We start from the raw sequence: 24553 nt of genomic DNA on the forward strand, positions 1-24553 counted from the left end.
GCCCTTACTCTAATAGACCGTTCGGTCTAATGCAAGCCCGCTTAGCGACGACACTGCGACAGAATATCCAGCTGCGGCTGATAAACCGCTGATTTCACGTCCATCATGCCCAGAACGGTGGCGAATAAATTGTCCTGTGAAACCGCCTCTTTTGCGGCATGGTCACGCAGGCAATCCGTGTTTACGCCGAAGTTTTTCGCATAATCCGGGGAGAGCCAGAACATAAAAGGAATATGCGTTTGCTGCTCCGGGGCCAGCATATACGGCGTACCGTGCAGGTAAATTCCGCTTTCGCCCAGCGATTCACCGTGATCGGAGAGGTAAATGAGCGCCGTGTTCATGTTGGCCTGCCGGGCTTTCAGTGCGTCGATGGTTCGGCTGACGACGCTGTCGGTATACAGAATCGTGTTGTCATAGGTATTGATCAGCGACTGATGATCGCAATCCTGAATTTCATTGGTATCGCAGGTTGGGGTGAACTTGCGGAAGCTATCAGGGTAGCGTTTGTAATAGGCCGGACCGTGGCTGCCCATCAGGTGAATAACCAGAACCGTATCCTGCTTTATTCCATCCAGCACGTTGTCCAGGCGGTACAGGTTAACGTCGTCGATACAGGATTTGTCCTTACAGAACTGATCCAGTTTCCACTGGGTCATGTCCGTGTGCGGCACGCGGTCGCAGGCGCCTTTACATCCGCCGTCGTTGTCGCGCCACAGCAGGTTGAACCCGGCGTGGTTAAGCACATCAAGCAGACCTTCCTGATGATGGGCGAGGTCCGCGTCATATTTTTTCCGCGTCATGCCGGAGAACATGCAGGGGACGGAAACAGCGGTTTCCGTGCCACAGGAGGAGGCCCGCGGGAAGTTGATGACATCCTGCTTTTTCAGCTCGGGGTTGGTTTCACGCGGGTAACCATTTAACGAGTAGTTTGCAGCGCGGGAGGCTTCGCCCACCACCACAACCAGCACGGTTTTCTTGCGTTGGCTGGCAATCAGCGCGCCTTTATGAGCATCTTCGCCAATGCGGACCAGCGTCTGGTCGCCGGCAAACCAGCGCATTTTGCTGTATTTCACCACGGCGCTCACGTAATTCGCCGGGGTGACCATTTTTACGATGCTTTTGTTATTGCGGAACAGCGAAGCATAGTCTTTATAGAACACTGACGCGACCAGGATGATCACCAGCAGCGCACCCAGCATAGCGGCGAAGCGCGTCAGGAGGGCATACCACCATTTTCCGGTGCGAATGCGCGTCAGGGCTAACACAACAGATGGAACCAGGCCCGCTACGACCAGCCACAGGATCATCTGCGGCGTCACCAGGGCTGTCGCTTCCTGAGAATTAGTCTCGAACACGTTCACAATCATGTTCTGATCGATAACCGCGCCATAGGTATACATAAACCAGGTCGCGGCGGCACATCCCAGGGTCAGGACAATCAGGAGCGGCTTACGAATATAGGGGATATTTAACAGGCTGAAGACAATCACCCAGCCGCAGAACAGTACCAGCGGCACGCTGGCAGCAAACAGGACATCGTGCAGATGCGCAGGCGCAATAATTGACCAGCTGCGCTGGATAAACAGTGCATTCAGTACGGTAAAGAAAAATGCACAGCCCAGAGTAAATTTTATATCGTTACAGTGTAACTTTTTTGCGAACCACATGATAAGCAGACCATTCGTTATATCAATGCGGCGAGTATAAGAAGGGAAGATTAGCGAAACCTTAATGTCCTGTTTGTGGCAGACATCCTTGCATGCAAGCCATTTAGGGTCTTCACTGTAGGGAATAATGACGTTCTGGAGGTAGGTGTGGCAGAGCAACTGGAATTTTTCCCTGTCCAGAGCCCGTGCCGGGGTATTTGCCAGGTTGATGAACGAGGATACTGTCGTGGCTGCATGCGCACGCGCGATGAACGTTTTAACTGGCAAAATTTCAGCGACGCGCAAAAGCAGGAGGTCTTACGGCTTTGCCGACAGCGTCTGCTGCGTAAAATTCGTGCAAACAAAGCGGTTGAACCCGAAGAACCTCAGCAACCTTCACTGTTTTAGCAGGGTAATTGCGTATACTGGTGACATGACTTCCTTGAGGAAAATGTTATGGTTCAGCGTATTACCCTTGCCCCACAGGGCCCGGAATTCTCCCGATTTGTTATGGGCTACTGGCGCCTCATGGACTGGAATATGTCTCCGGTCCAGCTGGCGGACTTTATAGAAGAGCATCTCGATCTCGGGATCACCACCGTCGATCATGCTGATATTTATGGCGGCTATCAGTGCGAGGCCGCCTTTGGCGAAGCGCTGAAGCGTGCGCCGGGGCTGCGTGAACGAATGGAGATTGTGACCAAATGCGGTATTGCCACCACAGCAAAACCGGAGCATGCGCTTGGACATTACATCACTGACAGCGCGCATATCGTTAAAAGCGCCGAGCAGTCACTGGTCAACCTGGCCACAGATCGTATCGACCTGCTGCTGATCCACCGTCCCGATCCGTTGATGGATGCGGATGAGGTCGCGGAAGCCTTTCTGACGCTGCACCAGAGCGGCAAAGTGCGCCATTTTGGCGTGTCTAACTTCACCCCGGCACAGTTTGCGCTATTGCAGTCTCGCCTGCCGTTTACGCTGGCGACGAATCAGGTGGAGATCTCGCCTGTTCATCAGCCGCTGCTGCTGGATGGCACGCTCGACCAACTGCAACAGCTGCGCATCCGTCCAATGGCATGGTCTTGCCTGGGAGGCGGCCGTCTGTTTAACGATGAGGCATTCCAGCCGCTGCGTAACGAGCTTGAAACGGTGGCGCGCGAACTGAATGCGGAGAGTATCGAGCAGGTGGTTTACGCCTGGATCCTGCGCCTGCCGTCTAAACCGCTGCCAATTATTGGCTCCGGCAAAATTGAGCGTGTCCGCGCTGCGCTTGTTGCTGAGGAGCTGGATATGACGCGTCAGCAGTGGTTCCGCATTCGTAAGGCGGCGCTGGGCTACGACGTACCCTGAGCACGCCTGAACCTGACTTTCCGGTGAAATCTGCGCCTCTGGTATAGACTTAAGGTGCAAAAAATAACCCGTGGAGGTCATATGAAGCGTTTTGCTCTGGCAATGGTCACGCTGGTTGTTTGCGCAGGGGCGCAGGCAGCCAGCGAGGACGTTGAAATGAATCTCGTCACTTCTCAGGGGGTAGGTCAGTCCATCGGGACGGTGAAAATCACCGAAACCGATAAAGGGCTGGAATTTGCTCCCGATCTCAAGGCTCTTCCACCCGGCGAACATGGTTTTCACGTTCATGCTAAAGGCAGCTGTCAACCCGCGATGAAAGAGGGGAAACCAACAGCTGCGGAAGCCGCAGGGGGGCATCTCGACCCGCAGAACTCCGGTAAGCATGAAGGCCCGGAAGGGATGGGGCACCTCGGCGATCTGCCGGTGCTGGTGGTAAATAACGATGGTAAAGCCACCGATCCGGTTGTGGCGCCACGACTCAAAAAGCTTGACGAGGTCAAAGGCAAGGCGCTGATGATCCACGTGGGCGGCGATAACATGTCCGATCAACCTAAACCGCTTGGCGGCGGCGGGGCGCGCTATGCCTGCGGGGTGATCTGATCGCCAATCGTTCCGGGTGGCGGCGCCTGTTCAAGCTGTGACAGGGAGCAGTGCAGCCGCCAGATAATGGATGCCAGATCGCGGGCCGCAGGCTGATGATGGTGCGCCAGCGTGTCGCAAATACGCTGAAGCTCGGCGAGCGTGACGCTCAGGGGGCGCTGCTGCACCCCGCGCTCGCTCATCACATCGCGGAGCATAGAAATACAGTTATCACGGACCTGCGACAGCGGATCGGAACGCGTCTCCCAGGCGCGCAACTGCCACACCACGTGCGAACAGTTTAGCAGCACCACGCCCCAGCGCAGTAGCCAGCGACGGGAGAGTGAATCCTGGCTGTTATTCAGCTGGCTGACATGATGGTAAACCAGCGATTCATACTCGCTTTCGCGCAGATGCGGCCTGCGGCTCAGCTGATCGACAAAACCCCTGCGCAACTCCCGAATATGCCTGCGGCTTTTACGCGCGTCCGAGCCTGGGCGTAGCACGGCGAAAGCCAGCCACGCCAGCCCCACGCCGAGGATCTTCGCCAGGTTGTCGTTGAGAAAATCAGCGTAATCGTAAACTGGTGGATTCGTTACAGAGATAAATGAGCCCATAAAAACAATTAACTGACCCCACAGACCGGCCAGTTTAGGCATTTGCAGTTTGAGCAACTGCATGGTGGTTAATAGCGGGAAGAGAAACAGCAGAAATTGCCAGAGGTCGGTTATCTGCACCATCAAACCAAATTTCACCACGAAGCTGAACAGCGACAGCAGCACCAGCGTACGCAGCAGAAGCGTCAGGGAGTTAAAGGGGGAAGCGGCGACGGAATAGAGCACGCAGCTGATTGCCGCAAGCGTCAGGGCCGCACTGCCCGCATCCCATTGCGTGGTGATGGCCCATGCGCCCACGGCCGTCAACGCGCAAAACGTACGAAAACCGCTCCACAGCGCCTCCATTGCGTCGGTATGCCGCGCCAGAGCAGGACTACCGGGAACGGAAAATTCGGTGACGGGCGTGGCATTCTCGACGGCTTTTAACCAGCGGCTGCTGCGCAGATACAGGCGGCAGAAATAGTTCAGACGCTGCCAGAAGGCGCGATGCCGGTAGTCATATTCATCCGCTGGGGCGAGCGGCGCGATAATGCGGGCCACGGTATAAATATCGGCATCCGAACGCGCAAGGGCAGCGAGCAGCGCCTCGATAATCTCCCGGGTATGGGCTGGGGGTGCAGGCCAGTTCAGCAACATCCGACGAAGGCTCGAGATCGCGCTCGTCATCCGCAATTGCTGGTGCAGTAAATAGTTCAGAAGCGTGTTCTGGCGACGAAAACGGTAGTGGCTCCAGAAAGCCTGGATGCGCAACAGGTTCATGGTCAGGATCTGGCCGATGACCTTTTCGTGCGCGAGGCGGATGTCATCGCTGCTGTCAGGCTGCCAGAGCAGGCTGGCATGTTCCAGCAAACGTGCGTGCATCGTTTTAAGGGCGGTGATAAGCGTAGTGCCATCTGAGGTACTGGGCAGGATCATCATCATGACGCCCCCGCACAGAATGCCGACCATCACTTCACACACGCGTGCCTGGGCGATATCCCACAGCTCGGTGGTATCCAGCACGTTGACGACCGGAAAGGCGATAATGGCCGCGGTGTAACCCGCCAGTTGAAACGCATAGGCAACGTTATTGGTAAAATGAGCGCAGGCCCAGGTACACAGCCCCAGCCATGCCGACATGCTTAACAAAAAGAGCCAGGGATCGTTCAGAGTATGGCCGGCAAGAAGCAGTGCGGCGGTTGCCCCCAGCAGGCTACCTGCCACGCGCCCGAGGCTTTTACTGATAACGCCCCCGACGGTAGGGAAGCTGACGACCGCCGCAGAGGTCATCGCCCAGTAAGGCTCATCCAGATTTAGATAATAGGCAACCGTAAGCGCAAGGCACATGGCGATGCCGTTACGCAGCGCGTAACGCCACTGCGGCCGTGTCGCTTTTATCCACGGCGTATTGCGCCAGGAGAGAGCTCCCAGGTTCATCATCGCGATCCGATGGCGACGGTGCAGGTTGTGCCAGAGACCAGGGTAATGTCTTTCGGCAGTTGATCAAACTCGACGCGAACAGGCACCCGCTGAGCCAGACGCACCCACGGTACGTTGGGTTTGATGTCGGGCACCAGGCCAGAATCGGTTTCCACGCTCTGATCGTAAATTGCCCGACCTATGCTGCTAACGTGACCCTGTAACGTTTCTGCGCCGCTGTAAAGCGTGATTCGGGCAGGCGCTCCCTCGCGGATATGGCGCAGCTTGGTCTCTTCAAAATAACCTACAACATAGAAAGAGCGGCTGTCGACCAGGGCAAAGACCGGCTGGCCTGTGGTGGCGTAATCCCCCACACGGGTCGACAGGCTCGTGATCCATCCATCCACCGGAGCTTTGACAACGGTCTGGGTCAGTTGCCACTCGGCCTGTTTCAGCGTTGCCTCTGCAACCTTCAGGCTGGCCTGCATGGCTTTTACATTGATATTGGCGGTATCGAGATCTTCCGCAGAGATGTAATTCCTCGACAGATGTCGGCGACGTTCGGCTTCGTTATTGGCTTTTGCCAGATCGGATTGAGCTTTTGCGAGCTGCGCCTGGGCATTGAGCACCGCAATGTGAAAAGGGGTCTCGTCGATGCGGAATAACACATCACCCGCATGAACGAACTGGTTGTCCTTCACCAGCAGCGCGCTGATACTGCCGGACACTTGTGGCGTGATGCTGACCTGTTCCGCGCGGATCTTGCCGTCACGCGTCCAGGGCGACTGCATGTAATAATTCCAGAGCCACCAGCCGGCGATAAGCGCCAGCGCTAAGACGAAAAGAGTGGAAAAATATTTTAACGTTTTCAATGCTATTCTCACCACACGGTTAACACGGCAAGGCCAAGACAGACGGAGAGGGTAAACAGGGAGAGATCCATTAACATCGGGTGCCAGATTTCACCGGAATACATCCAGTCGCGCAGCAGACGATGCGCAATGAGCCAGATCACAAAACCGACCATCACGGCTTTAAACAGTGGCGGAAAGTAGACCGATGCGCCAACAATCAGATCCTGGAGGGGCAACCCTGCGGAGAAGGAAAACAACGTCACAAGCAGCGATCCTTTGCGGTGGAATGAGGGCCACAATGGCAGATTTCAATGCATTGGCGCATTACCGTTCAGTGTAAATCATCCTTTAAGGAATGATGAATACCGTGATTGCATTTGTTTTGGCAATACAAATACTGCAAACTATTCTAAAATCACTATAATCACTTAGCAAGCTAATTATAAGGAGATGAAATTGGAATCGCCATTAGGTTCTGATCTGGCAAGGTTGGTACGCATCTGGCGTGCTCTGATTGACCATCGCCTGAAACCTCTGGAACTCACACAGACGCACTGGGTTACGCTGCACAACATCCATCAGCTTCCGCCCGATCAGTCACAGATCCAATTGGCAAAAGCGATTGGTATTGAACAGCCTTCCCTGGTGCGTACCCTTGACCAGCTGGAAGAGAAGGGACTCATCTCCCGACAAACCTGCGCCAGCGACCGTCGCGCCAAGCGGATCAAATTGACGGAAAAAGCGGCCCCGATTATTACTGAGATGGAAACCGTCATCAGTAAAACGCGAGGGGAGATCCTGGCCGGTATTTCACCCGCTGAGCTGGAGATGCTGATCGGACTCATCGCCCGTCTTGAGCAAAACATCCACGATTTACAGTCGCGCGACTGACGTTGTTCACTGGCCTTGCTCGTGCAAGGCCTTTGTCATGTTCTGAACACCACCACCCGGTTGCGGCCCGTCTCTTTTGCCTCGTACATGGCTTTATCCGCGCTTTCCACACAGGTTTCAGCGCTGGTTTCCGGCGAGGTAGCGGTGAATACTCCCATACTAATGGTAATCGGTTCCGGAAGCTGCCCACCGCTGCTGGCCTTGTCAAACCCGCTCAACTTGAGGCGAATACGTTCGGCAACCTGATGCGCGACATCGGACGGTGTATTTGTCAGCATGAGCACAAACTCTTCGCCGCCGATCCGCGCCGCGATATCCTGCGGTCGCACCGAATCGGTCAACAGGTTTGAGACAAACTGTAAAACCCTATCCCCCTGCAAATGACCGTAGCAGTCGTTAATGCGTTTAAAACGGTCAAGATCGCTCACGACCACCGACACCGGATGTGTCACCGTGGCCGTGTTTAGCGCGTGATTTAATGAATCATAGAAATAGCTGCGATTATAAAGACGGGTGAGGGGGTCGCGGATGGAATTTTGATAAGACTGCTGATATTTTACATGCGAGTCACGATACAAATTAAATACGTCGGAAAGTAAGATGAAAATAATCATTAACGTAGCGACAGTTTCGAATAACCGTGCCCGGTACCATGAAATATCTTCAGCGTGTCCGCCTAACAATAGCATGAGCAGAGTGACGATATAACAGACACATAAAAAATTGCCGCCGACCCAAAACAAATTCCTCACGCGGGTAATGGCCAACAGGGTGATTAACGTTACTACCCACAGGACGATCAAAATGATATTGATCGCCTGGCTCCAGAGAACCATAAACTGTCGGGTTTCATTATCCACCAGGTCCAGTGTGAGCAGGGTTGAATGGCTGGAATAGAACAATGCCAGCCCAAGCATACAGCCCGTAAAGAGCGAGGCGCCGACAACGATACCAACATGGGCGCTTCGTGAGAGCGCAGAATTGCGCAGGGTATACAGTAATGCTGCGACGATCATCAGCACCGCCATTAAAAAGTGGCGGAACATGTAGAAAATCATGGCGTCGTTATAGTTCGCTTGGTTGAACTGATAGAGATCAAGCCAGGCCGGGAAGCTGGCCAGTGTCCCCACCATCAGTAACGCCGAACCGGCAAAGGCCAGGGCAATGGGAACAAGATATAATCGCCTTTTGTCGCACCAGTATTTCATTGCCATAAAACAGGCAATAAACAGATGGAACACCAGAAGAAATATCGTCAGCGTAGGGAAAAACAAAGGTGAAAACGAAGGAACCCATGCAACAAGTTTTATAAAAAAACCTTGTAATACGGCAATGATAACAATGCACCCAAGCGCGAAGGCCACAAAGCGGTTCTTTACAAATCGACAGATCGCAAGCATAGAGAATTTAAAAATTAAAAAAGGAAAAAGAGATTGCGAAGAGTCTAAGCGAGGGAAATAAAAAATACTTTGCGCACGGACAAGAACGGGTGAAATGAATAATTCACCATGTGAATATATTGTGCCAATATATTATTGGAAATGATGATTTTGGTAAATGGATGCGGTCTGAAAGACCACATCCATCAGGATATTAACGCGGGGAGACGGTGACCTGGCTGCCGTTGCTTGCAAGAACAACACGCTGGCCAGCAGAGAAGCGGGTGTTACCCTGTTTCTGCACAACCATAATAGTGCTGCCATCGTCTTTGCGGATTTCCAGCTCAACGCCCTGAGTTTTGTTCATCGCACCCTGAACGCCCTGACCCGCTACGCCGCCTGCAACTGCGCCCGCTGCGGTCGCCAGAGAACGTCCGGTGCCGCCGCCAATGGTATTACCCAGGAAACCACCCAGCACAGCACCGCCGATTGCGCCCACCACGTTCGTGTCATCGCCACCCTGAATCTGAACAGGACGGGCATTAACGATAGTACCGTATGTCACGTTCTGTACCTGTTTAGCTTCAGAAGCACTATATACGTCGCCGGAGAGTGAACTGTCATTCACACAACCCGCCAGTGTTAAACCAATCAGCGAAACGCCCAGTACACGTAAAATCATTTGACTCTCCTGTTCACCAAAAAACGCCCGGTTGGGGCATCCGTTATGGCTAAATTATATGGCATTCCTGACCACAGTTCATATCTTTGCATGCCGAATAAATAAATTTTACCTGAACAGGGCTTAACGGGACATAAACAAACATCGCCTGTGCTACAGGTCTGAGATTGTTAAAAATTATTATCACCGCATAGCAAAGCCGCGTTATTTATGATGGAGTGTTTGCACTTAGCCCATGTAACGTAAGGAAAGCGCATGAAATCGGGTCGCTATATCGGTGTGATGTCTGGTACCAGTCTTGACGGTGTGGATGTCGTTCTGGCCGCCATTGATGAAAACATGGTGGCGCAGCAGGCAAGCCTGACCTGGCCAATTCCGGTCTCGTTAAAAGAAGAGATCCTGAACATCTGCCAGGGGCAACAGCTGACGCTTTCCCAACTGGGCCAACTGGATGTGCGTCTGGGGGCGCTGTTTGCTGATGCGGTACTGGCCCTGATGCAGCAGGAAAGACTCCACCCGCAGGACATCGTGGCAATAGGCTGCCATGGGCAGACCGTCTGGCATGAACCTGTCGGCGAGGCGCCGCACACGATGCAAATTGGCGATAACAACCAGATTGTGGCAAAAACCGGCGTAACGGTGGTGGGTGATTTCCGTCGTCGTGATATGGCCCTCGGCGGGCAGGGGGCGCCGCTGGTTCCGGCATTTCATCAGGCGCTGCTGGCGCACCCGGTAGAGCGCAGGATGGTCCTGAACATCGGCGGGATCGCCAACCTGTCGATGCTTATTCCCGGGCAGCCCGTGCGGGGGTACGATACCGGACCCGGTAATATGCTGATGGATGCCTGGATTTGGCGTCAGAGCGGTAAAGCCTATGACAAAGACGCGCAGTGGGCCAGCCAGGGGAAAGTGATCCTTCCCTTGCTGCAAACCCTGTTAAGCGATCCTTTCTTTGCTCTGCCTGCGCCAAAAAGCACGGGGCGGGAATATTTCAACTACGGCTGGCTTGAACGTCAGCTGGCGCGCTTCCCCGGCCTTGCGCCTCAGGATGTTCAGGCTACGCTGACGGAGCTCACCGCGGTGTCGATCTCTGAACAGGTGTTGCTGAGCGGCGGGTGTGAGCGCTTGCTGGTATGCGGAGGCGGAAGCCGAAACCCGCTGGTGATGGCACGCCTCGCCGCCTTGCTGCCGGGCACCGAAGTCACGACCACTGATGAAGCCGGGATCAGCGGAGACGATATGGAAGCGCTGGCCTTCGCCTGGCTTGCCTGGCGTACGGTTGCCGGTCTGCCGGGTAATTTACCCTCCGTAACCGGTGCGCGGGAGGCGAGCGTCCTCGGGGCCATTTTCCCCGCAAACCCGCGCCATAATCAGAGTTAACTGAAATTCAGCGGGAGGCGTAACCCGTAAAATAGGGAAAAACAGGAGGGCGGTTAGGCCCTCCAGGACCAGGATAGTCTTCGGAATCTGCCCATGAAAAAACTTCTTCTCATTGCTGTACCTTTTCTTATGACCGGATGCAGCGTCTATAACCAGTTCGTTGAGCGTATGCAAACCGATACGCTGGAATATCGTTGTGATGAAAAACCGCTGACGGTGAAGCTGAACAACCCGCGTCAGGAAGCCAGCTTTGTTTATGACAATAAGTTGTTGACGCTGAAGCAGGGAATGTCGGCCTCCGGTGCGCGCTACTCAGACGGGATCTACGTCTTCTGGACGAAAGGCGACAGCGCCACCGTCTACAAGCGTGACCGCATTGTGCTGAACAATTGTCAGCTTCAAAATCCGAAGCGTTGAGATTTTTGAAGGGGGCGCGCACAATAGCGCCACCCAATCTCACTTTCAGCTAACGCCATGTCAGATAACGACGAACTACAGCAAATTGCGCATCTGCGCCGTGAATACACCAAAGGCGGTTTGCGCCGCCAGGATCTTCCCGCCGAACCGCTGGTGCTTTTTGAACGCTGGCTGAAGCAGGCCTGCGAAGCGAAACTGGCCGACCCGACGGCGATGGTCGTTGCCACGGTTGATGAAAATGGTCAGCCGTATCAACGCATCGTTCTTCTCAAGCATTATGACGAGAAAGGGCTGGTGTTCTACACCAACCTGGGCAGTCGTAAAGCGCATCACCTTGAAAATAATCCGCGTATTAGCCTGCTCTTCCCGTGGCATATGCTTGAGCGCCAGGTGATGGTTACCGGCAAGGCGGAGCGGCTCTCTACGCTCGAAGTGGTGAAATATTTCCACAGCCGCCCGCGCGACAGTCAGATCGGTGCCTGGGTCTCTAAACAGTCCAGCCGAATCTCAGCCCGCGGCGTGCTGGAGAGTAAATTCCTCGAACTCAAACAGAAGTTTCAGCAGGGTGAAGTACCGCTGCCGAGTTTCTGGGGTGGGTTCCGCATCCCCATTGAGCAGATGGAATTCTGGCAGGGCGGTGAACACCGTCTCCACGACCGCTTTTTATACCAGCGCGACAACGGTGGCTGGAAAATCGACAGACTGGCACCGTAATCCCCAAAATTTGTTGATTTAAGCGCTAGCGCACACCGCGCTGGCGCTTTATTCTATGGTCCTTTCGCATCAGGCGAAAAGTCGTGTACCGGCAAAGGTGCAGTCGTTTATACATGGAGAATTTGATGGCAAGCAGTAACTTGATTAAACAATTGCAAGAGCGGGGCCTCGTGGCCCAGGTGACGGACGAGGAAGCGTTAGCAGAGCGACTGGCGCAAGGCCCGATCGCGCTCTATTGCGGCTTCGATCCCACCGCTGACAGCTTGCATTTGGGGCATCTTGTTCCATTGTTATGCCTGAAACGCTTCCAGATGGCCGGCCATAAGCCTGTCGCTCTGGTTGGCGGCGCGACCGGTCTGATTGGCGACCCAAGTTTCAAAGCCGCTGAGCGTAAGCTGAATACCGAAGACACCGTGCAGGAGTGGGTGGATAAGATCCGTAAACAGGTTGCACCGTTCCTGGATTTCGACTGCGGTGATAACTCTGCGATTGCGGCGAACAACTACGACTGGTTTGGTGGCATGAACGTGCTGACGTTCCTGCGTGACATCGGCAAACACTTCTCTGTTAACCAGATGATTAACAAAGAAGCAGTGAAGCAGCGTCTTAACCGTGACGACCAAGGTATCTCTTTCACCGAGTTCTCCTACAACCTGTTGCAGGGGTATGACTTCGCCTGCCTGAACAAGCTGCACGGCGTATCTCTGCAAATTGGCGGTTCCGACCAGTGGGGTAACATCACCTCCGGTATCGATCTGACCCGTCGCCTCCACCAGAATCAGGTGTTTGGTCTGACCGTGCCGTTGATCACCAAAGCAGACGGTACCAAGTTCGGTAAGACCGAAGGCGGCGCGGTATGGCTGGATCCGAAGAAAACCAGCCCGTATAAATTCTACCAGTTCTGGATCAACACGGCGGATGCCGATGTTTATCGCTTCCTGAAGTTCTTCACCTTTATGGATATCGAAGAAATCAATGCGCTGGAAGAAGAAGACAAGAACAGCGGTAAAGCACCACGCGCCCAGTACGTGCTGGCGGACGAAGTAACCAAACTGGTTCACGGCGAAGAAGGTCTGGCGGCAGCGAAACGCATTACGGCGAGCCTGTTCAACGGGACCCTGAGCGATTTAAGCGAAGCGGATTTCGAACAGCTGGCGCAGGATGGCGTACCGATGGTGGAGATGGAAAAAGGCGCCGATCTGATGCAGGCGCTGGTGGACTCCGAGCTCCAGCCGTCTCGCGGTCAGGCGCGTAAAACCATCGCCTCTAACGCGATCACCATTAATGGCGAAAAACAGGCCGATCCGGAATATACCTTTACCGAGAACGACCGTCTCTATGGTCGCTACACGCTGCTGCGTCGCGGTAAGAAAAATTACTGCCTGGTCTGCTGGAAGTAATTAAAAGTATGCAGGGGCGTGGGAAACCACGCCCCTTTTGTTTTGACAGGGTTTGGTAAGTACAACATGAAGAACATCCTCGCCATTCAGTCCCACGTTGTGTTTGGACATGCTGGCAACAGCGCTGCGGAATTCCCGATGCGCCGCCTCGGCGTTAACGTCTGGCCCCTCAATACCGTCCAGTTTTCAAATCACACCCAGTACGGTAAATGGACCGGCTGCGTGATGCCGCCGTCGCATCTGACGGAAGTCGTTCAGGGGATTGCGGATATCGACCAGCTTAAACGCTGCGATGCCGTACTGAGCGGCTATCTGGGTTCGGCGGAGCAGGGGGAACATATCCTCGGCATTGTGCGCCAGATGAAAGCGGCAAACCCCGCGGCGAAATATTTCTGCGATCCGGTGATGGGACATCCGGAAAAAGGCTGCATCGTAGCGCCGGGCGTTGCGGAGTTTCATGTCCGTCATGCATTGCCCGCCAGCGATATTATTGCCCCCAACCTGATTGAACTGGAGATCCTCAGCGAGCATCCGGTTAACAGCGTAGAAGAGGCTGTAAGCGCCTCTCGCGAGCTGATCGCCCAAGGGCCAGAGATTGTACTGGTGAAACACCTGGCACGCGCAGGGTTGAGCCAGGACCGTTTTGAGAAGCTGCTGGTGACGAAGGATGAAGCCTGGCATATCAGTCGACCGCTAGTGGATTTCGGTACACGTCAGCCTGTCGGAGTCGGGGATGTGACCAGCGGTTTGCTGCTGGTGAAACTATTGCAGGGCGCGAGCCTGCGCGATGCGCTGGAGCACGTCACCGCAGCCGTTTATGAAATCATGATTGCGACGAAGACGATGCAGGAATATGAGCTCCAGGTCGTCGCGGCACAGGATCGCATCGCGAAGCCGGAGCACTATTTTAGCGCAACGCAGCTATAGACACTGCCCGGCGGCGCTGCGCTTGCACGGGCCTACGGAATTTGTAGGCCGGGTAAGCGTCAGCGCCACCCGGCTCCCCAGGCCGCTCCGTTAATTCAACCCTTCCGCTTTCAGAGCCGCCGCCACCGCAGGACGCTCCGCCACGCGCGTCATATACGATGCGACATGGTCTAATCCTTCCATGTTCAACTTAACCGCGCGCGCCCAGCGCAGAACGGTAAACAGATAGGCATCGGCGATAGTGAAACGCGAGCCACAGATCCACTGGTCGTCTTTCAGCGCGTCGTTAACGTACTGCAACTTTTTCTCCAGCAGCGCGCGCACGGTAGGTTTGTACTCTTCTGGCGTGTCCGGGCGGAACAGGGGCGTAAAGCCTTTGTGCAGTTCGGTGGCAATATAGTTCAGCCACTCCAGCGTTTTATAACGCGCAATGCTGCCGGTGGGGGCAAGGAGCTGACGATCCGGTACGTTGTCCGCCAGGAATTGCATAATCGCCACCCCTTCGGTCAGCAGGGTGCCATCATCCAGCAGCAGGGCCGGAACCTGCCCTTTTGGGTTAATCGCAAAAAAGTCATCCCCGTTTTCCAGGCGCTTTTTCATCAGGTCAACGCCGTCCAGCGTGAAATCTTTACCGCTCTCGCGAAGCGTAATATGGGAAGCAAGAGAGCAGGCGCCCGGTTTATAGAACAGTTTCATCGGTAACTCCTTTTTGCTGAGGTTCCAGCTATGTTAGTGCGCGTTCGGATAAAAAAAAAGCCGCTAATCAAATAGCGGCTTCTGTTCAGTCGTTTCCCGATGACATTACGCGTTCGCGGTTTTAATCGCTTTAGCGGATTTGTCGTCGTCCTGCGTCATACGATTCAGTTTAGGTGCGGTCAGCAGCATCAGTACGGCAATCACGGCGGTTGCGATACCAATTTGCATGAACACGGTGCCGTAGACATTCAGGGAAACCAGCGGGTCGGTAACGTTGTCTGGTACCGCCATCAGGTTCGCAATCTTACCTGCGATGATGGCCGCGCCAGCGGTAGTCAGGAACCAGCTACCCATGATGAAGCCCATCAGACGCTGAGGGACCAGCTGCGCAACCATCGCCAGGCCCAGACCGGAGATCATCAGTTCACCGATGGATTGCAGCGCATAGCTCAGGATCAGCCAGTTAACAGAAACGATACCCGCGTCGGTCGCGAATTTCGTCCCCAGCGGCAGCACCAGGAATGCGCCAGAGCACAGCACCATACCGATAGCGAATTTGTGCGGCATAGGCAGACGGTCGCCCATCTTGTTATAGATAGCGGCCAGAATCGGGCTACCAATCATGATCCAGAACGGGTTCAGGGCCTGATACTGCTCCGGCTCGAACGCGATACCGAGGATGGAGTGCTCAACGTTGCGGATAGCGAAGAAGTTCAGAGACGTTGGCATCTGGCTGTACAGAACGAAGAAGATGATCGCTTCCAGCATCAGAATGAACGCCACAATCATCTTACGACGTGCCGCACCCTGCATCGCGAAGGCTTCTTTCGCGAAGATAATCACGATACCCAGCGCAACCACGCCCAGTACGGCACGTGCAACGCCCTGGTTATGCAGCAGCCAGGTGGCGACAGCGGCCAGGATCACGATGCCGACGATGGTTGCCAGCAGTTTGCCCATGTGCACGGGTTCGAAGTCTGGTTTTGAACCATAGTCTTTAACCCAGCTACGGCAGAACAGGAAGTTCACAACGGTGATCAGCATACCCACGAAGCTCAGCGCAAACGCTACGCTCCAGCCGAATTTTGCGGCCAGCCATGGGGTTGCCAGCATAGAGAAGAAGGAGCCGATGTTGATGGACATGTAGTACATTGTAAATGCACCGTCCAGACGTGGGTCATCTTTGCTGTAGCAGGTAGAGAGCAGGGAAGATGGGTTCGCCTTGAAGAGGCCGTTACCTACCGCGATGGTAGCCATGCCCATGTAAACCACACCTGCATCGTGCCCGGACCAGGCAACCAGCCCATAGCCAATCGCCAGAACAACGGCGCCCAGCATAATGACTCGTTTAGTACCGAGGACTTTATCGCCTAACCAGCCGCCGATAGCGACGAGGCCATACACCAGGGCGCTGAAGGAAGAGAATAGCGTGATGGAATCGGCTTCAGACATACCCAGCTGTTTAACCAGGTAAACCGCCATGATCCCTTGCAGGCCGTAGTAGCCAAAACGTTCCCATAATTCGATAGAGAAAATGAGATAGAACGCTTTAGGCTGTTTGAAAGCGTTAAGACTTACGCTCTCATCTGTTGGTTTATTGTTTGCAGTAGACACATATACCTCTTTTTTTACATCCCATATTAACGGGGGTGTTCATAGCGTGATGACCGTAGTCCATCCGCTTTATAGTTATATTGGGAGGGGAAACGGCGGGTAATGTTCACTATCCAGCCCCATCTGGCAATACGTTTGTAATAATCTGTTACATATAACTCTGGCGGTATAATCATCGGTTCACGCAAATGTTATGCAGCTTTAAATTTCATTGGTTGAAAATTAGTGGTTTTTTTGACTGTGAGTGACCCTGTTTAATGGCTGTATGGCGATATGTTCTGCTATTTCGGGTGATTGACAGTGATATAGCCCATGTTCTGAAAAATGACTGGTCTTATGTGCGGTGTGGAATAGACGAAATCTTGTCTGACAAAGGGGTTGGGCGGGTTTTAACAACAAAAATCCAACATCAGGTTATCAGAGTGATCGCGATCACAGATGTATAGAAATTTTTGGTGATGAAAAAACTATTAACCTGTTTGAGTGTTAAATGACCGAAGAATCGACAATGCGTAAAGGAGAAAGAGAGGGCAATTTATGGTCAATCGAGAAGATATCAGAGCCCTTGTTAATTCTAAGGGCTTGAACAGGTAAGAAGTAAGGTGGTTTACGCTCAGGGATAGACTTTTTCTTTGTATTCGCAGAGATCTTCGATAATGCAGGAACCGCAGCGTGGCTTACGGGCAATACAGGTATACCGTCCGTGCAGGATCAGCCAGTGGTGGCAGTCCACCTTAAATTCCGCAGGAACGACTTTTAACAGCTTCTCTTCAACCTCTTCCACGTTTTTACCCGGCGCGAAACGGGTGCGATTTGAGACGCGGAAGATATGGGTATCCACGGCGATGGTCGGCCAGCCAAACGCCGTGTTCAGCACCACATTTGCCGTTTTACGCCCGACGCCCGGCAACGCTTCCAGCGCGGCGCGATCTTCCGGGACTTCACCGCCGTGCTTCTCCAGCAGGATCCGGCAGGTCTTAATGACGTTTTCGGCCTTGCTGTTAAACAGGCCAATGGTCTTGATATAGGATTTCACACCTTCAACGCCCAGCTCCAGCATGGCCTGCGGCGTATTGGCGACAGGGTAGAGCAGGGCCGTGGCTTTATTGACGCTCACGTCCGTCGCCTGTGCAGAGAGCAGCACCGCGATCAACAGTTCAAACGGCGAGTTAAAGTTCAGCTCTGTCGTTGGATGAGGATTCTCATCGCGCAGGCGCGTCAGGATCGCAATGCGTTTCTCTTTATTCATACTGCTTTCTCGGGGATCCCTTCCTGTACGCTGCGTTCAGCGGCGCGGCGTTTACGTTTTTCATCAATCAGGTATTTTAACGCCAGCATCATCCCAAGGCCAATGAAGGCGCCAGGAGGTAGCATGGCCAGCAGGAACGGGGTGTCCGTATGGAACACCTCAATACGCAGCGACTTCGCCCAGCCGCCAAGCAGCGCGTCCGCACCGTCGAAGAGCGTACCGTTGCCCAAAATTTCACGCAGAGAGCCGAGGACGAACATGGCGGCAGTCGCGCCCATGCCGATGGAAAACCCATCCAGCGCGGATATGGCCGGATTGTTTTTCACGGCGAAGGCTTCAGCGCGGCCTACGACAATACAGTTAGTCACGATAAGCGGAATGAAGATCCCGAGCGACTGGTACAGGCCAAATGCGTAAGCGTTAATCAGCATTTGCACGACGCTGACCACCGACGCAATGATCATGACATAAATCGGAATACGGATTTCTGACGGCGTCCAGCGGCGCAAAACAGAAATGGAAAAGTTAGTCAGGGTCAGCACCAGCGTGGTCGCCAGCCCCAGCCCGAGCGCGTTGGTGGCGGTAGACGTCACCGCCAGCAGCGGACATAGCCCCAGCAGCTGCACCAGCGCGGAGTTGTTCTTCCAGAGACCCTGGACGATAACCTCTTTAACCTGGCTCATGGTCACTCCTCACAGGTGGAAAGATGATTGATCTGCGCGGGCAGCGTTTCGGCATACAGCCCGGCGCGCTTTACGGCGTTGACCACCGCGCGCGGAGTAATCGTGGCGCCCGTGAACTGGTCAAATTCGCCGCCATCTTTTTTCACCGCGAAAGCAGGATCGTCCTCGCCATGAATCATCTTTCCGGCGAAGTGTAAGATCCAGTCGCTTAAGCGTGTTTCAATTTTGTCGCCAAGGCCCGGCGTTTCGTGATGCTCCGTCACGCGCGTACCCAGTACGGTGCCGGAAAAATCGCTGCCCACCAGCAGCTGAATCGCACCGGAGTAACCGTCCGGCGCGGTGGCTTCCATGACGGCGCCCACGGGGTTATCGCCCTTGCGGGCAATATAAACGCGATGGGGTCCTTTACCAAGCTGCGGAGCCTGCACGACAAAGCAGCTTTTTTGCAGGTCATTATCGTAGAGATCGGATGGGATCACCTGATCGAACAGCGCTTTTTGCTGCTTCATTGCCTGCTCTGCAATGGTGGTTTTCGTCAGTTCATTTACCAGCGCGGTCAGCCCGGTGAGGGCGGCGGCGAAGATCGCCAGCGTGACGCCGTGTTTTTGCATTGTCTTGAGCATGGCGCGACCCTTAGCGATGACCGTACACGCGTGGACGCGTGTAGTAGTCGATGAGCGGAACGGTGATGTTAGCCAGCAGCACGGCAAATGCCACGCCGTCCGGATAGCCGCCAAAGCTGCGAATAAGCCAGACCAGCAAGCCTGCCAGCGCGCCGAAAATCAGACGACCACGGTTGGTGGTAGAGGCGGTGACCGGATCGGTCAGAATAAAGAATGCCCCGAGCATGGTCGCGCCGGAGAGCAGATGGAGCTGCGGGCTGGCCAGTGACTCAGGTGAGATAACCCAGCCGAGCGTCGAGCAGACGGCCAGCGTCACCAGGAAGCTCACCGGAATATGCCAGCGGATCGCCTTCTGTTGCAGCAGGAACGCGCCACCCAACAGGTAGGCCAGATTGACCCACTGCCAGCCAGCACCTGCCAGTACGCCGCTGTAAATAGACGATTTCATCACCTGCTCCACGCTTTGTCCGGCACGCAGGGAGGTTTTGAAGGTATCGAGCGGAGTGGCCTGACTGATGCCGTCCACGCCCATGCGAAGCGCGTTCATATCTGCGCCCAGCGCGGTGTGGCCGGTAAAGATAACGTGCAGGGCATCCATAAAGCCGGGCACCGTGGCGGCGATCTCATGCGGCGGCAGCCAGCTGGTCATCTGTACCGGGAAGGAGATCAGCAGTACTACGTAGCCAATCATCGCCGGGTTAAACGGGTTATGGCCCAGCCCGCCGTACAGCTGCTTGGCGATGATCACCGCAAACACCGTTCCCAATACCACCATCCACCACGGGGCGAACGGGGGAATGCTGATGGCCAGCAACAGGCCGGTCAACAGGGCGGAGTTATCGCTCAGGATGCGAGTCACCTCCATTTTGCGCAGCTTCAGGATCGCGGCTTCCGCTGCGACGGCACTGGCGCAACCCAGAACTAACTGGAAAAGCGTACCCCAGCCGAAAAACCAACACTGTACGGCAATACCTGGCAGCGCGGCCAGGCACACCAGCATCATAATACGCGATGTCTGGCGCTGGTTATGGGTATAAGGGGAACTTGCAATTCTGAAAACCATTTAATCCTCGTTAACGGCTTGCTGCGCGGCTTTCTTTGCCTGAACGCGCGCAATCGCGGCGGCGACTGCGGCTTTGCGTGGATCGTCATTAGCGGCCGCAGGCAGTTCGTCCTGCTGTGCCGCTTTTCGTGCTTTGGCACGGGCGATGGCCGCTTCAACGGCGGCTTTACGCGGATCGACAGGGGCTTCACTCTCTTCGGCAGGTTGTAGCTGTGCCGCTTTACGTGCTTTGGCGCGGGCGATAGCGGCTTCAACGGCCGCCTTGCGCGGATCCGTCGCTTCCTGTTCAACCACCACTGTCTGCTGACCGGCTTTGCGGGCTTTTGCCCTGGCAATAGCCGCTTCCACCGCCGCTTTACGCGGGTCGATGTCGGCTTCCGGTTTGGCGTTTTGCGCTTTCTCCGCCTGACGCGCGCGTGCTTCGGCTTTCCGCGCTTCGCGGGCTGCAATCGCTTCGCTGTTGTCCGGTTTTTCTCCCGGAGCGATCACAACCGTCTGGGCGGCGGTGGCTTTCTTCTCGCGTACGCGGGCCAGGGCTGCGTTAATGGCATCCTGATCTTTCGCCGCAGGCTGCACGGCAGCCTGCTTATGGCGTTCCTGACGGGCTTGTTTCTCGCGCTCCAGTCGCGCCTGGCGCGCTTCAAAGCGGGCCTTCGCTTCAGCGGCACGTTTTTCTTCCATGGAGATGGCGTAGATTTCAGCTTTCTCCTGACGGAAATACTGCACCAGCGGAATATTGCTTGGGCAGACCCAGGCGCAGGCACCGCATTCAATACAGTCAGCCAGGTTATGCGCCTGGGCTTTATCGTGCAGCTGGCCTTTGCTGTACCAGTACAACTGCTGCGGCAGTAAATCTGCCGGGCATGCGTCCGCACAGGCGCTACAGCGTATGCAACCTTTCTCTTCCTGCGTTTCGCCCATCTCCGTCAGGGAAGGGGCGAGCAGGCAGTTGGTAATCTTCACCACCGGCACATCAAGCCACGGCAGGGTAAAGCCCATCAGCGGGCCGCCCATAATGACCAGTTGATCGCTACCCGGGCAGAAGCCAGCCTGTTCCAGCAGATGACGCACCGGCGTACCCAGACGCGCCCAGATGTTGCCGGGACGGGAGACGGACTCGCCGGTCAGCGTGACGACGCGCTCGGTCAATGGCTCGCCGTCAATCACCGCACGTTTCACCGCGTAGGCGGTCCCCACGTTTTGCATCAGCACGCCGATGTCGGACGAACGGCCTCCGTGGGGGACCTGTTTGCCGGTCAGGATCTGCGTCAGCTGTTTTGCCCCGCCGGACGGATATTTGGTCGGGATCACGCGCAGGGCGATATCATGGCTGTCCGCCAGAACCGCACGCAGCATCGAAATGGCCTGCGGTTTATTGTCCTCAATACCGATCAGCACTTCGCGGGGTTGCAGGATATGCGCAAGAATGCGAATACCTTCCACCACCTGCGCGGCACAGTCCTGCATCAGACGGTCATCGGCGGTGATGTACGGTTCGCACTCGGCGGCATTGATGATCAGCGTTTCGATTTTATCGCCGCCGCCGTGAAGCTTAGCGCCGGTCGGGAAGCCTGCGCCCCCCAGACCCGCCACGCCGAACTGATGAATGCGTTCAATCAGCGCTTCACGGCTGTGGGAACGGTAGTCGCTCCAGCCGTCACGCTCGATCCAGCGGTCTTCACCATCGGCTTCAATGATCACGCTCAGCTCAGACAACGCCGACGGATGGGCAACGGTATGGGGGGCAACAGCCACCACCTTACCGGAAGTCGGGGCATGTATCGGCAACATCCGTCCGCGACCAAAGGTCAGCGGCTGGCCGCGAAGAACGCTATCGCCTTCTTTCACGCACAATTCGCCTTCCGCGCCGATATGCTGTTTCAGGGGCATAACGTAACGGGTCGCCAGCGGGATCTGGCGCAGCGGCGTGCCGTTAGACTGCGATTTCATCTCAGGCGGATGAATGCCGCCGTCGAAATCCCAGATCTTCTCTTTTCTGAAGGCAGAAAATAACTTAAGCATGTTGTTCCACAGGAATATTGCGAACCGGAATGGTCTGAAGGTCCCACTTCCAGTTTTCGGTAGTCGTTTCAACCGGGCGCAGTTCTATACACTGCGTCGGGCAGGGCGCCACGCAGAGATTACAGCCGGTGCACAGATCCGCCACAACGGTATGCATCGCGCGCGTTGCGCCCACAATGGCGTCAACAGGACACGCCTGAATACATTTTGTGCAGCCAATGCAGTTGGCTTCGTCGATAACAGCAAGGGCACGAACAGGCTCCTGGGCCTGTTCATCGCCGTCGACAGGCTGGGGATCGACGTTCAGCAGGGCAGCTATTTTAAGCATGACCGCTTCGCCACCCGGCGCGCAGCGGTTGATCTTTTCTCCCTGCACGCCCACCGCCTCAGCGTAAGGGCGGCAGCCAGGGTAGCCGCACTGCCCGCACTGGCTCTGGGGTAAAAGTTCATCAATTTTTTCAACCACCGGATCGTCCTCCACCGCAAACCGGCGGGAGGCGTAACCCAGAATGATGCCAAAGACGAGTCCCAGCACGCTGATGGACGCGATGGCAATCCAGATAGCACTCATTACAACTTCACCAGACCACTAAAGCCCATAAAGGCCAGAGACATTAAACCTGCGGTCACCAGAGCGATGGCGTTACCGCGAAACGGCGCGGGAATATCCGCCGCGGCCAGACGCTCGCGAATCGAGGCGAACAGGACCATAACAAAAGAAAAACCGACCGCGGCGGAAAAACCATACAGCGCCGATTGCAGGAAATTATGCCCAAGGTTGATATTCAGTAGCGCCACGCCCAGCACCGCACAGTTAGTGGTGATGAGGGGCAGAAAAATACCCAACAGGCGATACAGGGCAGGGCTGGTTTTCCGCACCACCATTTCGGTAAATTGCACCACGACCGCAATGACCAGAATAAAGGCCAAAGTGCGCAGGTAGAGCATGTCGAGCGGGATTAGGATCCAGGTATCAATCAGCCATGCGCAAATGGAGGCCATCGTCATCACGAAGGTGGTTGCCAGCCCCATGCCCATTGCCGTCTCCAGCTTTTTGGAGACGCCCATAAACGGGCACAGGCCAAGGAACTTCACCAGTACGAAGTTATTCACCAGCACAGTTCCGACAAAGAGCAGTAAGTAATCGGTCATTATTTAGCCTGAAATAAAATAGCCGCCTATTATCGGATAAACGACAACAGGCCACAACAGGTTAACTGTAAGGTTATTACGGGTTGACAAAGGTCTTCTTAACGCGCGTCGAACGCTTGAAATAAGGGACCAGAAGCGCCGTCGCCAGTAGCGGAAACAGTAACTGGCGAACCGCCAGCGCGTCAGACACAGGCGAGAAAGCGAACGCTTTGACAGCCAGCAGCACGGAGACCAGCAGCCAGATAATGTAATGTTTTGGCACGCTTTTGCGGCGTTTGAAGAAGGCGATAGTCAGCCACAGCGTGTAGTACCACATCGCGATCGCGAAAACGAACGACACAAACCACGTCGCAATATTGAGCGCACTCTGGGACATCAGTGTCTGGATAGCATGAGGCGTAACCAGTGCGGTGGTGTAAAGCAACAGCGCCAGTGAAGCGCTTAGTAATGCCACCAGCAGCCATGCCAGCGGGGCGATTAACCAGCCCCCAATTCTCTCTCCAGGCAATGCGGTCATACGCTCTCCCATAGTCTGCGCGAAATGTTATACAGAAATTTGCAGGGCGGAGAGTATATAACATTTCACGCCGAAGGCTACTTTCTTATACAACGTAACGCCATACGGATTTAGGCACTTCCCCCACATTGAACAGACGACCGCCAGAGACCAGTTCGGCGCGACGATGGTCAGCAGCGCGGTACATATTGATGATGTCCTGATTATCCGACAGCGTGTAGTTCAGATGGTCAAACAGTTTTTCCAGGCTTTCAAGGGAATTGATCTTGCGAAATTTTAATAAATAGTCCTGAACTGTCATATTAATAAGTTTCCATATAAAAGGGTAATACCCATAAAGGTAATGCGTCCGAATAATAAACGGATTAATAAAGACGTAAACTGTCCACTCGGGTAACGCGACGAAATTAGGAGTTTTCTTTGCGAAGAATCAGGCATCAGGAGATGCCTGAAAGAGAAGGGTAACCCCGTTCATTACGGCTGGCAATATGTTCCATGACGTAATGTGTCACGCTTTATGACGACACGGCTTACTTTTGTTGTGCGACAGTCACAGGCTCCGGCGGCTGGTAGTTATCGATATGGCTGGCAATGCCGAGCAACACGACTGAAACCCCAAGGACAATCCATCCCGCTAATTCAATGATTCGATTAATTATTGACGTCATAATTTGTGTTTGTAATTTATCCATAAATA

The 24553-nt window shown here is 54.8% G+C and carries 27 protein-coding genes; 9 read left to right on the forward strand and 18 right to left on the reverse strand.

Translation table 11 applies throughout. From position 1 onward, the window contains the following. Positions 1–41: 41 nt before the first annotated feature. Positions 42–1667 (reverse strand): phosphoethanolamine transferase EptA, encoded by a 1626-nt coding sequence (gene eptA, locus DD597_RS03850; protein ID WP_032609060.1) that lies wholly within the window; start codon positions 1665–1667, stop codon positions 42–44. A gap of 147 nt (positions 1668–1814) precedes the next feature. Here eptA and DD597_RS03855 point away from each other — a divergent pair, with 147 nt between their 5' ends. From DD597_RS03855 to sodC, 3 genes are all read left to right on the forward strand, one after another. Then, the gene (locus tag DD597_RS03855; RefSeq protein ID WP_003857614.1) at positions 1815–2054 is read left to right on the forward strand and encodes a DUF1289 domain-containing protein; all 240 of its coding nucleotides are present in this window, start codon (positions 1815–1817) and stop codon (positions 2052–2054) included. Positions 2055–2102: 48 nt separating this feature from the next. Next, on the forward strand, positions 2103–2999 hold the full coding sequence (locus DD597_RS03860) for an aldo/keto reductase family oxidoreductase (protein ID WP_023313962.1): 897 nt from the start codon (positions 2103–2105) through the stop codon (positions 2997–2999). 81 nt (positions 3000–3080) lie between these two features. Further along, a complete protein-coding gene (gene sodC, locus DD597_RS03865) occupies positions 3081–3599 on the forward strand; it encodes a superoxide dismutase [Cu-Zn] SodC (protein ID WP_032609061.1) in 519 nt (172 codons plus the stop codon). On the opposite strand, the gene DD597_RS03870 is transcribed toward sodC, so the two are convergent. From DD597_RS03870 to DD597_RS03880, 3 genes are read right to left on the reverse strand one after another with little or no spacing between them, the layout of a single operon-like run. Continuing rightward, positions 3578–5611: an FUSC family protein gene (locus DD597_RS03870; RefSeq protein WP_003857609.1), complete on the reverse strand. Its 2034-nt coding sequence runs from the start codon at positions 5609–5611 to the stop codon at positions 3578–3580. The two genes, sodC and DD597_RS03870, sit on opposite strands and share 22 nt — an antisense overlap. Continuing rightward, complete coding sequence (locus DD597_RS03875; protein ID WP_032610212.1) at positions 5611–6471, reverse strand: HlyD family secretion protein; 861 nt, start codon at positions 6469–6471, stop codon at positions 5611–5613. Before DD597_RS03875 ends, DD597_RS03870 begins: the two co-directional genes overlap by 1 nt. A gap of 2 nt (positions 6472–6473) precedes the next feature. After that, positions 6474–6710 (reverse strand): DUF1656 domain-containing protein, encoded by a 237-nt coding sequence (locus DD597_RS03880; protein WP_003857607.1) that lies wholly within the window; start codon positions 6708–6710, stop codon positions 6474–6476. A 187-nt stretch (positions 6711–6897) separates the two neighbouring features. On the opposite strand from DD597_RS03880, the gene slyA reads away from it, so the two are divergent. Beyond that, positions 6898–7338, forward strand: a complete 441-nt coding sequence (slyA, locus tag DD597_RS03885) for a transcriptional regulator SlyA (RefSeq protein ID WP_006808997.1) — start codon at positions 6898–6900, stop codon at positions 7336–7338. A gap of 35 nt (positions 7339–7373) precedes the next feature. Here the strand turns inward: slyA and DD597_RS03890 are convergent, their stop codons facing one another. Beyond that, a complete protein-coding gene (locus DD597_RS03890) occupies positions 7374–8738 on the reverse strand; it encodes a GGDEF domain-containing protein (protein ID WP_129255965.1) in 1365 nt (454 codons plus the stop codon). A gap of 193 nt (positions 8739–8931) precedes the next feature. Next, positions 8932–9399 carry an outer membrane lipoprotein SlyB gene (gene slyB, locus DD597_RS03895; protein WP_003857604.1) on the reverse strand — a complete coding sequence of 156 codons (468 nt, stop codon included), beginning with the start codon at positions 9397–9399 and terminating at the stop codon, positions 8932–8934. A gap of 255 nt (positions 9400–9654) precedes the next feature. Between slyB and anmK the strand changes: the two genes are divergently transcribed. The 5 genes from anmK to pdxY all read left to right on the forward strand — a co-directional run bounded on the left by anmK (position 9655) and on the right by pdxY (position 14237). Next, complete coding sequence (anmK, locus tag DD597_RS03900; protein ID WP_022650944.1) at positions 9655–10779, forward strand: anhydro-N-acetylmuramic acid kinase; 1125 nt, start codon at positions 9655–9657, stop codon at positions 10777–10779. 93 nt (positions 10780–10872) lie between these two features. Next, a complete protein-coding gene (mliC, locus tag DD597_RS03905; RefSeq protein WP_370325177.1) occupies positions 10873–11196 on the forward strand; it encodes a C-type lysozyme inhibitor in 324 nt (107 codons plus the stop codon). A 57-nt stretch (positions 11197–11253) separates the two neighbouring features. Beyond that, entirely contained in the window at positions 11254–11910 is a 657-nt protein-coding gene (pdxH, locus tag DD597_RS03910) for a pyridoxamine 5'-phosphate oxidase (protein WP_003857601.1), read from the forward strand. A 125-nt stretch (positions 11911–12035) separates the two neighbouring features. Further along, the gene (gene tyrS / locus DD597_RS03915; RefSeq protein WP_017384594.1) at positions 12036–13310 is read left to right on the forward strand and encodes a tyrosine--tRNA ligase; all 1275 of its coding nucleotides are present in this window, start codon (positions 12036–12038) and stop codon (positions 13308–13310) included. Positions 13311–13376: 66 nt separating this feature from the next. After that, on the forward strand, positions 13377–14237 hold the full coding sequence (gene pdxY, locus DD597_RS03920) for a pyridoxal kinase PdxY (protein ID WP_096946945.1): 861 nt from the start codon (positions 13377–13379) through the stop codon (positions 14235–14237). Positions 14238–14327: 90 nt separating this feature from the next. Here the strand turns inward: pdxY and gstA are convergent, their stop codons facing one another. From gstA to blr, 12 genes are all read right to left on the reverse strand, one after another. Further along, entirely contained in the window at positions 14328–14933 is a 606-nt protein-coding gene (gene gstA, locus DD597_RS03925) for a glutathione transferase GstA (protein ID WP_003857598.1), read from the reverse strand. 105 nt (positions 14934–15038) lie between these two features. Next, entirely contained in the window at positions 15039–16547 is a 1509-nt protein-coding gene (gene dtpA / locus DD597_RS03930; RefSeq protein ID WP_003857596.1) for a dipeptide/tripeptide permease DtpA, read from the reverse strand. A 613-nt stretch (positions 16548–17160) separates the two neighbouring features. Continuing rightward, complete coding sequence (nth, locus tag DD597_RS03935) at positions 17161–17796, reverse strand: endonuclease III (protein WP_003857594.1); 636 nt, start codon at positions 17794–17796, stop codon at positions 17161–17163. Beyond that, a complete protein-coding gene (locus DD597_RS03940; protein ID WP_003857592.1) occupies positions 17793–18479 on the reverse strand; it encodes an electron transport complex subunit E in 687 nt (228 codons plus the stop codon). Before DD597_RS03940 ends, nth begins: the two co-directional genes overlap by 4 nt. Before the next feature lie 2 nt (positions 18480–18481). Further along, positions 18482–19102 (reverse strand): electron transport complex subunit RsxG, encoded by a 621-nt coding sequence (rsxG, locus tag DD597_RS03945; protein ID WP_003857590.1) that lies wholly within the window; start codon positions 19100–19102, stop codon positions 18482–18484. 10 nt (positions 19103–19112) lie between these two features. Next, positions 19113–20165 (reverse strand): electron transport complex subunit RsxD, encoded by a 1053-nt coding sequence (gene rsxD, locus DD597_RS03950; RefSeq protein WP_003857588.1) that lies wholly within the window; start codon positions 20163–20165, stop codon positions 19113–19115. Further along, entirely contained in the window at positions 20166–22187 is a 2022-nt protein-coding gene (rsxC, locus tag DD597_RS03955) for an electron transport complex subunit RsxC (RefSeq protein ID WP_003857585.1), read from the reverse strand. Beyond that, positions 22180–22758, reverse strand: a complete 579-nt coding sequence (rsxB, locus tag DD597_RS03960; RefSeq protein WP_003857583.1) for an electron transport complex subunit RsxB — start codon at positions 22756–22758, stop codon at positions 22180–22182. Before rsxB ends, rsxC begins: the two co-directional genes overlap by 8 nt. Beyond that, positions 22758–23339 (reverse strand): electron transport complex subunit RsxA, encoded by a 582-nt coding sequence (gene rsxA / locus DD597_RS03965; RefSeq protein WP_003857582.1) that lies wholly within the window; start codon positions 23337–23339, stop codon positions 22758–22760. The genes rsxB and rsxA overlap by 1 nt, the downstream gene beginning before the upstream one ends. 76 nt (positions 23340–23415) lie before the next feature. Continuing rightward, the gene (locus DD597_RS03970; protein ID WP_015570663.1) at positions 23416–23856 is read right to left on the reverse strand and encodes a DUF2569 domain-containing protein; all 441 of its coding nucleotides are present in this window, start codon (positions 23854–23856) and stop codon (positions 23416–23418) included. Positions 23857–23941: 85 nt separating this feature from the next. Next, positions 23942–24157: a transcription modulator YdgT gene (gene ydgT / locus DD597_RS03975; protein ID WP_000217941.1), complete on the reverse strand. Its 216-nt coding sequence runs from the start codon at positions 24155–24157 to the stop codon at positions 23942–23944. A gap of 229 nt (positions 24158–24386) precedes the next feature. Next, positions 24387–24512 carry a division septum protein Blr gene (blr, locus tag DD597_RS03980; protein ID WP_151884424.1) on the reverse strand — a complete coding sequence of 42 codons (126 nt, stop codon included), beginning with the start codon at positions 24510–24512 and terminating at the stop codon, positions 24387–24389. Between the last annotated feature and the right edge of the window lie 41 nt (positions 24513–24553).

The organism is Enterobacter cloacae complex sp. 677-3DZ2D5B, from assembly GCF_004136695.1.
Taxonomy (GTDB): domain Bacteria; phylum Pseudomonadota; class Gammaproteobacteria; order Enterobacterales; family Enterobacteriaceae; genus Enterobacter; species Enterobacter hormaechei_C.

What these genes read in the sequence shown, in the direction of transcription:
- DD597_RS03970 (WP_015570663.1), bottom strand. Translation starts at nt 23,856, where the DNA reads ATGACCGCATTGCCTGGAGAGAGAATTGGGGGCTGGTTAATCGCCCCG.
- rsxC (WP_003857585.1), bottom strand. Translation starts at nt 22,187, where the DNA reads ATGCTTAAGTTATTTTCTGCCTTCAGAAAAGAGAAGATCTGGGATTTC.
- eptA (WP_032609060.1), bottom strand. Translation starts at nt 1,667, where the DNA reads ATGTGGTTCGCAAAAAAGTTACACTGTAACGATATAAAATTTACTCTG.
- rsxA (WP_003857582.1), bottom strand. Translation starts at nt 23,339, where the DNA reads ATGACCGATTACTTACTGCTCTTTGTCGGAACTGTGCTGGTGAATAAC.
- mliC (WP_370325177.1), top strand. Translation starts at nt 10,873, where the DNA reads ATGAAAAAACTTCTTCTCATTGCTGTACCTTTTCTTATGACCGGATGC.
- rsxG (WP_003857590.1), bottom strand. Translation starts at nt 19,102, where the DNA reads ATGCTCAAGACAATGCAAAAACACGGCGTCACGCTGGCGATCTTCGCC.
- sodC (WP_032609061.1), top strand. Translation starts at nt 3,081, where the DNA reads ATGAAGCGTTTTGCTCTGGCAATGGTCACGCTGGTTGTTTGCGCAGGG.
- DD597_RS03870 (WP_003857609.1), bottom strand. Translation starts at nt 5,611, where the DNA reads ATGAACCTGGGAGCTCTCTCCTGGCGCAATACGCCGTGGATAAAAGCG.
- gstA (WP_003857598.1), bottom strand. Translation starts at nt 14,933, where the DNA reads ATGAAACTGTTCTATAAACCGGGCGCCTGCTCTCTTGCTTCCCATATT.
- slyA (WP_006808997.1), top strand. Translation starts at nt 6,898, where the DNA reads ATGAAATTGGAATCGCCATTAGGTTCTGATCTGGCAAGGTTGGTACGC.
- slyB (WP_003857604.1), bottom strand. Translation starts at nt 9,399, where the DNA reads ATGATTTTACGTGTACTGGGCGTTTCGCTGATTGGTTTAACACTGGCG.
- tyrS (WP_017384594.1), top strand. Translation starts at nt 12,036, where the DNA reads ATGGCAAGCAGTAACTTGATTAAACAATTGCAAGAGCGGGGCCTCGTG.
- DD597_RS03860 (WP_023313962.1), top strand. Translation starts at nt 2,103, where the DNA reads ATGGTTCAGCGTATTACCCTTGCCCCACAGGGCCCGGAATTCTCCCGA.
- DD597_RS03940 (WP_003857592.1), bottom strand. Translation starts at nt 18,479, where the DNA reads ATGAGCCAGGTTAAAGAGGTTATCGTCCAGGGTCTCTGGAAGAACAAC.
- anmK (WP_022650944.1), top strand. Translation starts at nt 9,655, where the DNA reads ATGAAATCGGGTCGCTATATCGGTGTGATGTCTGGTACCAGTCTTGAC.
- rsxB (WP_003857583.1), bottom strand. Translation starts at nt 22,758, where the DNA reads ATGAGTGCTATCTGGATTGCCATCGCGTCCATCAGCGTGCTGGGACTC.
- rsxD (WP_003857588.1), bottom strand. Translation starts at nt 20,165, where the DNA reads ATGGTTTTCAGAATTGCAAGTTCCCCTTATACCCATAACCAGCGCCAG.
- ydgT (WP_000217941.1), bottom strand. Translation starts at nt 24,157, where the DNA reads ATGACAGTTCAGGACTATTTATTAAAATTTCGCAAGATCAATTCCCTT.
- pdxH (WP_003857601.1), top strand. Translation starts at nt 11,254, where the DNA reads ATGTCAGATAACGACGAACTACAGCAAATTGCGCATCTGCGCCGTGAA.
- nth (WP_003857594.1), bottom strand. Translation starts at nt 17,796, where the DNA reads ATGAATAAAGAGAAACGCATTGCGATCCTGACGCGCCTGCGCGATGAG.
- DD597_RS03890 (WP_129255965.1), bottom strand. Translation starts at nt 8,738, where the DNA reads ATGCTTGCGATCTGTCGATTTGTAAAGAACCGCTTTGTGGCCTTCGCG.
- pdxY (WP_096946945.1), top strand. Translation starts at nt 13,377, where the DNA reads ATGAAGAACATCCTCGCCATTCAGTCCCACGTTGTGTTTGGACATGCT.